We start from the raw sequence: 6,501 nt of genomic DNA on the forward strand, positions 1-6,501 counted from the left end.
GGCCAAGTGCATGAACGATGCAACCGGCGTGGTCGTCCACGGGACTGAGCGACACGTGTAGGGAAGCGGGGGCACAGGGCGATTACGTTGTTTTTGGGACCGAAACTGGAGACTTATATGAACATCAAGATTCAAAAGCTGTTGCCGATCAGCGCTGCGGCCATGTTGTTTGCGTCGTTGGCAACCGGTGCGGTAGCGGACGAGGTCGTCAAGATCGGCCACGTTGCGCCGTTGACCGGCGGTATCGCTCACCTGGGTAAAGACAACGAAAACGGCGCGCGCCTGGCAGTTGAAGAAATCAATGCCAAGGGCCTGACGATCGGCGGCCAGAAGATCACGCTGCAACTCGACGCACAAGACGACGCAGCTGACCCGCGTACGGCTACGCAAGTCGCGCAGAAGCTGGTGGACGACAAGGTCGTTGCAGTGGTTGGTCACTTGAACTCGGGTACGTCGATCCCGGCTTCGAAGATCTATAGCGATGCAGGCATCGTGCAGATCTCGCCGTCGGCAACGAACCCGGCCTACACGCAACAAGGTTTCAAGACGACGTACCGCGTCGTGGCAACCGATGCGCAACAAGGCCCGGCACTGGCTAACTACGCATCCAAGACCATGAAGATGAAGAGCGTCGCAATCGTCGACGACTCGACCGCTTATGGCCAGGGTCTCGCCAACGAATTCGAGAAGACCGCCAAGTCGCTCGGCATGAACGTGATGTCGCATGACGCGACTAACGACAAGGCTGTCGACTTCCGCGCAATTCTGACGAAGATCAAGGGCGAAAACCCGGACGCGATCATGTACGGCGGCATGGACGCCACCGGCGGCCCGTTCGCCAAGCAAGCCAAGCAACTCGGCCTGCGCGCGAAGGTGCTGGCAGGTGACGGCGTGTGTACCGACAAGCTGTCGGACCTGGCTGGCGACGCAACCGACAACATCGTCTGCTCGGAAGCCGGTATGGCGCTCGAGAAGATGGCTGGCGGTGCAGCGTTCCTTGCCAAGTATCAGAAGCGTTTCGGTCAGCCGATCCAGATCTACGCTCCGTTCACGTATGACGCTGTGTACATCATCGTCGACGCTATGAAGCGCGCGAACTCGACCGATCCGGCGAAGATCCTGGCAGCAATGCCGGCGACCGACTACAAGGGTGTGATCGGCGAAACCACGTTCGACTCGAAGGGCGACCTTCAACACGGCGTGATCTCGCTGTACGACTACAAGGCAGGCAAGAAGACGCTGCTCGACGTAGTGAAGATGTAAGAGCCGCCTGACCGAAGACAGCTTTGTTTGTCTTCGATCAAGTAATTGGAAGGCACGCGCGCCGCATGGCTCGCGTGCCTTTTCTTTTGGGCGCCTGCGTGTCAGGCTGGCGGGTTTGAGAACGTTGTTGGGGAGAATGCCGTGACCACTGTGATCCGTTCAATCGATAACGGCTGGCGACGCTGGATTGCCGAAAACCTGCTACTCGACGCACCGCCGCCCGCCGTGCATGGAGCGCTGGTCGGACATGGTTTCGACCCTGCCGAAGCGGTGCGCGAAATCGAGACCGCGCTCGCGAGTCCTTACTTTGAGGGCGCGGTGCGGTTGCGCAATCGTTTGCGAAAGCGCGAATGGATCTTGTCGGTGTACGGCACGCTCAATCGCATGCGCGCCGGAAGCGGTGTGATTGAAAGGCGCGAGCGCTTATCGCGTGACGAATTCTTTGAGCAGTACTACTTTCAGAACCGGCCGGTCATCATCACCGGCGCTTTCGATTTCTGGCCGGCGCGCACGCAGTGGAATTTCGACTACTTTCGCGAGCGTTGCGGCGATTGCGAAGTCGAAGTGCAGTTCGGCCGCGAGTCGGATGCGAATTATGAAGTCAATCAGCCGAAGCTCAAGCGCATGACGCGCTTTGCCGATTATGTCGATCTGGTCGAGCGCAGCGGCCCGACTAACGACTTCTACATGACGGCCAATAACACGTCGCACAATCGCGCGGCACTCGCGGCGTTATGGTCCGATGTGCCGGCTATTGGCGAATATCTCGATGCCGGATCGCCCGATACCGGTTTTTTCTGGATGGGACCGGCTGGAACGAAGACGCCGTTTCACCATGATCTGACCAATAACTTCATGGCACAGGTGATCGGCCGCAAACAGATCAAGCTGGTTCCGTTGTCCGATACGCCGCATATGGCGAACACGCTGCATTGTTTTTCGGAGGTGGACGGCGGTGCGATCGATTACGAACGCTTCCCGTCGATGCGTCATGCGCATTTGATGGAATGCACACTCGGACCCGGCGAATTGCTGTTTCTGCCGATTGGCTGGTGGCATTACGTGGAAGGACTCGATGCATCGGTGACCATGACGTTCACCAATTTTCTGCAACGTAACGACTTCTCGCGTGATTACGTGACGTATCACGAATTGTGATGTACCGGCGGATGCGCTGGCGTTGTGGATTGCGGCGATAAAAAAACGGCGAGCCGGTTGACCCGGCTCGCCGCCTCCCTTCGACGCTTGTTTTGCCGCGCCGTTATTTGCCGTCGTTATTCGTATTCGTCACTTCTTCGGCACCAGGCCGCCCAGACCGCCGAGCAAGCCGCCGCCCGTAGTGCCGCCTGTCGAACCCGCCGTACCGGTCAATGCGCCGGTGATGGTGCCCAGTAGACCTGTGATCGGCGCAAGCGGGTTGCTGGTCCCGCTGGTGCCGCCTGAACCTGAACCCGCAGCCGACCCGAGCGCACCTGTCAGCGACGACACCACGCCCGTCACCGGTGCCAGCGGGTTGCCGCTGCTACCCGTCGCGCCACCCAATGCGCCGGTCACTGAGTTCAGCACGCCGGTCAGCGGTGCCAGCGGGCTGCCCGAGCCGCCGGAGCCGCCGGAGAGGCCACCGAGGCTGCCGGTCACTGTGCTGAGGACGCTGGTCAGCGGTGCCAGCGGACTGCCCGAGCTGCCGCCGACGCCACCGAGACTGCCGGTGACCGTGCTGAGGACGCTGGTCAGGGGCGCCAGCGGACTACCCGAGCCGCTGCCACCGGTAAGGCCACCGCTCAAAGTGCCGGGCAACGCGGTGAGAATGCTGGTCAACGGAGCCAGCGGATTGCCCGTAGAACCGCCGCTGCCGCCCGGATTCAGGATGCCGGTGAGGCCGCCGAGCGGGTTGCTACTGCTCGAGCCACCCGCGGTCAGCAGGCCGCCGGCCGAGGTGACGGTGTCGCCGAGCTTGGTCACGACATTGCCGAGGTTCTGCTCGATCGCGTTGTTGGTCGCGCCGCTGAGCTGGCTGCCGGCGCTGTCGAGGCCATGACCGATGGTCGACAGCAGACCGTTCAGCGGTGCACCGAGACCGGTCGTATCGCCGACGGTTTGGGTCGTTTGCGCGAGCGTGGCTGTGATCGGCGTGATCGCGGTGCTGACCGTTTGCGTGACTTGCTGGATCGGGCCGTTCGTCAGCTGCGAGCCCAGTTGCGTGCCAAGGCTACTGACTGCATTGCCGAGCGTCGAGACGGTGCTGCCGAGCGGCGTGGTCAGCGGGCTGAGCGGCGCGGTCGGACCGCTGCCGAGACTTGTCACGAGTTGGCCGGCGCTATTGACGGCCTGGCCTGCGTCATAAACCAGGCTGCCGCTGCTCGCCAGCGTCGTGCCGAGCGGGTCGGCGGAATTGCCGAGCTGACCGAGGCCGTTCGCCGCGCCTGCGCCGACCGCAGTGACGCCTGCGCCGAGGTTCGAGACGGCGTTGCCGAGCGCGGTGGTGGTCGCCGGATTCGCACCGGGAACCGGCGTGAGGCCGATCTGGCTGCCGATCGCGGAGACGGTCTGGCCGGTCGCGCCAATCACATTGCCGGTGTTCTGGACGACGACGCCGACTGGATTGGCGCTGGTTGGCGTCGGAGTCGGCGTAGGCGTGGGCGTGGGCGTGGGCGTCGGCGTCGGCGTCGGCGTGGGTGTAGGTGTCGGCGTTGGTGTGGGCGTGGGCGTAGGCGTAGGCGTAGGCGTAGGCGTAGGCGTAGGCGTAGGCGTAGGCGTAGGCGTAGGCGTAGGCGTTCCGCTTCCCGAACCGGAACCCGAGCCTGAACCCGAACCGCTGCCGGAACCAGTCCCCACTCCGCTTGCGATATTCGGTCTGATTGCCGTGCTTCCGCATCCGGTCAGTACGATCATCGACGTCACGCACATGGCGATCGCCGACAGTTTGAAATTGCAATTCATGGTCTGCTCCCCCGTAATTTGGATACTGCCTGGGGAGCTAACTGCAAGGCCTATGCCATTTCTGTTTGAATGGCCGGTTCGAAAATTAGGTTTATATAAATCAACAGGTTGCGGGTATTGGGGGGAGTCGGGGAGCGTGTTGGTGCTACCAGTGTGGCGGGGAACACATCAGCGCGCAGGCCTCGCGTAACGTAACGTAAGGTTGTGGTTGTTCATATGACGTGACATTCGCCGATGCAGCGGCAGCGCGCGTCTGCGTCAGATCTTCAAACGCCGCAGCACCTTCGGACCCGCGATCGCGATTAGCGCCGAACACACGGCCACCACGGACAAACCAATCGGCAAGCTGCTCATCTGCGTCACCGCGCCGATGATCACCGGCCCGAGCAGCAGCCCGAAGTACGCCAGCCCGGCCACGTGCGCGAGTCCTTCGGCAGCGTGAATGCCTTTTACGCTCGCTGCCGCCGCGAACAGCACGGGCATCATGTTCGCGAGCCCGAGACCCATCAGCGTGAAGCCGATAAGAGCGGCGACCGGGTTCGGCAGCAGCAGCGCACCGACCATCCCCGCGCAGGCGAGCGACGCGCTCGCCATCACCAGTTGTGGTGCACCGAAGCGGACGCGCACGGCGTCGCCGGCGAAACGCGCCGCTGCCATGCCGCCCGAAAACGCCGCGTAGGCCGCGCTCGCGAGGGCCGGCGTGGACAGCACGACGTCGCGCATGTAGACGGTGGCCCAGTCGTACATCGCGCCTTCGGCGATCAGCGCGACCAACGCCATCGCGCCGAGCGCCCACAAGGCCGGCGAGCGCCAGCGGTTGGCGCGCGGTGTGGCGGCGTCGGGATGGTCGGCGTGCCCCACGTGCGGCAGCACCGAAGGGCAGGCCGCGATCAGCACCAGCGCGCTGGCTGCCGCAGCCAGCGCGAGATGCACAGCCGGCGCCATGCCGCGCGCCAACAAGGCGCCGCCTACCGCCGCGCCGAACATCCCGCCGACGCTGAACATGCCGTGCAGCGACGACATGATCGACTTGCCGAGCGCCTTCTCGACAGCGCTGGCTTCCGCGTTCATCGCGACGTCGAGCGTGGCCATGCCCGCGCCGAAGATCGCCAGCACGAGCAGCAACATCCAGTAAGCCGGCACGATCAGAATCAGCGCCCCACACGCCGTCATCACGAGACCGCCCGTCAGGCAGGCGCGGCGCGTGCCGACCCGTGCGATCCACGACGCATTCGCCGCCATTGCGCCGATCGAGCCGCCGGCCACGGCCAGTAGCGCGAACGAGAGCATCGCCGCATTCAGATGGAAGCGGTCGCGCACGGTCGGCACATGCACCCCCCACGACGCGTACATCATGCCGGCGATGAAGAACACCGCCATCGTGGCGATACGGGCGCGCTGCCGTGCGGTGTCGGAGAGATCGCGATGAGCAGCGGGGAGGGCGGCGAATTCGGGGGAGCGGTTGGACACTGAAATCTCGTGGAGGGGCACGCGCAAGAAAGCGCGTTGAAAGCGAATTTCCGATTCTAACGAAGCGCGCTGTCTTATGCTTGGAGCGGATCGATCCAACGCTCATTCATTGAGGAACGCGCACTTGAACATTCCCGCTCATGCTCCCCTGCATCTGCTGCATAGCGCCGCTATCGGTACGCTCGCTACCCATGCGCGTCAGCCGGAAGGTTTTCCTTATCCTTCGGTGCTGCCGTTCGCACCGGACCCACAGCATCGCCCGACGATCCTCGTGAGCCGGCTCGCCGAGCATACGCACAACCTGCACGCCGACCCGCGCGCCGGCTTTCTTGTCGTCGACGCACCCGACGGCGACGTGCTCAGCGGCCAGCGCGTGACCTTGCTCGGCATGTTCGAACCGCTCGACCCGACGCCCGAAGTCGTGCAGCGCTATTTGCGCTATCACCCGGAGGCGGAACGCTACCTGGTGCTCGGCGATTTCACGTTCTGGGCAATGAGGCTCGAACGGCTGCGCTACATCGGCGGCTTCGGCGCGATGGGCTGGCTCGGCGGCGCCGAACTCGATCCACTGCCGCCACTCGGCTTTGATGAAGAAAATGCGCTGATCACGCACTTCGCCGGTCATTCCTCGGGTGCCGGGGGACTTCAATTGCTCGGCGTCGATCGATATGGCGCCGATCTGAAGCGGGAAGATACGCGCATCCGTTTCGTCTTCGACGACGCCAAACTCAATACCGAAACCTTGCATGCGGCGCTCGAAGATTGCATCCAGCGCCACGCTAATTAAGTTCTGATTGCTGTTTCGGGAAAACACTCATGCCGTAATAA

At 63.1% G+C, this 6,501-nt stretch carries 5 protein-coding genes; 3 read left to right on the forward strand and 2 right to left on the reverse strand.

Features of this window, described 5'->3' with window-relative positions; translation table 11 throughout:
- Nucleotides 1-117: 117 nt before the first annotated feature.
- Nucleotides 118-1,263, forward strand: a complete 1,146-nt coding sequence (locus PQQ96_RS35300) for a branched-chain amino acid ABC transporter substrate-binding protein (RefSeq protein WP_408301073.1) — start codon at nt 118-120, stop codon at nt 1,261-1,263.
- Between the two features lie 141 nt (nt 1,264-1,404).
- Nucleotides 1,405-2,421 carry a cupin-like domain-containing protein gene (locus tag PQQ96_RS35305; protein ID WP_408301075.1) on the forward strand — a complete coding sequence of 339 codons (1,017 nt, stop codon included), beginning with the start codon at nt 1,405-1,407 and terminating at the stop codon, nt 2,419-2,421.
- 129 nt (nt 2,422-2,550) lie between these two features.
- Here PQQ96_RS35305 and PQQ96_RS35310 read toward each other — a convergent pair whose 3' ends face one another.
- Both PQQ96_RS35310 and PQQ96_RS35315 read right to left on the reverse strand, forming a co-directional pair.
- A complete protein-coding gene (locus PQQ96_RS35310; protein WP_408301077.1) occupies nt 2,551-4,203 on the reverse strand; it encodes a collagen-like triple helix repeat-containing protein in 1,653 nt (550 codons plus the stop codon).
- Between the two features lie 258 nt (nt 4,204-4,461).
- On the reverse strand, nt 4,462-5,673 hold the full coding sequence (locus PQQ96_RS35315; protein WP_408301079.1) for an MFS transporter: 1,212 nt from the start codon (nt 5,671-5,673) through the stop codon (nt 4,462-4,464).
- A 124-nt stretch (nt 5,674-5,797) separates the two neighbouring features.
- On the opposite strand from PQQ96_RS35315, the gene PQQ96_RS35320 reads away from it, so the two are divergent.
- Nucleotides 5,798-6,460, forward strand: coding sequence for a HugZ family pyridoxamine 5'-phosphate oxidase (locus PQQ96_RS35320; protein ID WP_408301081.1), 663 nt, complete (start codon nt 5,798-5,800; stop codon nt 6,458-6,460).
- Nucleotides 6,461-6,501 lie beyond the last annotated feature (41 nt).

This window comes from Paraburkholderia sediminicola, from assembly GCF_046027825.1.
GTDB classification, from domain to species: Bacteria; Pseudomonadota; Gammaproteobacteria; order Burkholderiales; family Burkholderiaceae; genus Paraburkholderia; species Paraburkholderia sediminicola_D.

Coding starts and splice junctions, on each gene's coding strand:
- PQQ96_RS35300 (WP_408301073.1), top strand. CDS start 118: ATGAACATCAAGATTCAAAAGCTGTTGCCGATCAGCGCTGCGGCCATG.
- PQQ96_RS35310 (WP_408301077.1), bottom strand. CDS start 4,203: ATGAATTGCAATTTCAAACTGTCGGCGATCGCCATGTGCGTGACGTCG.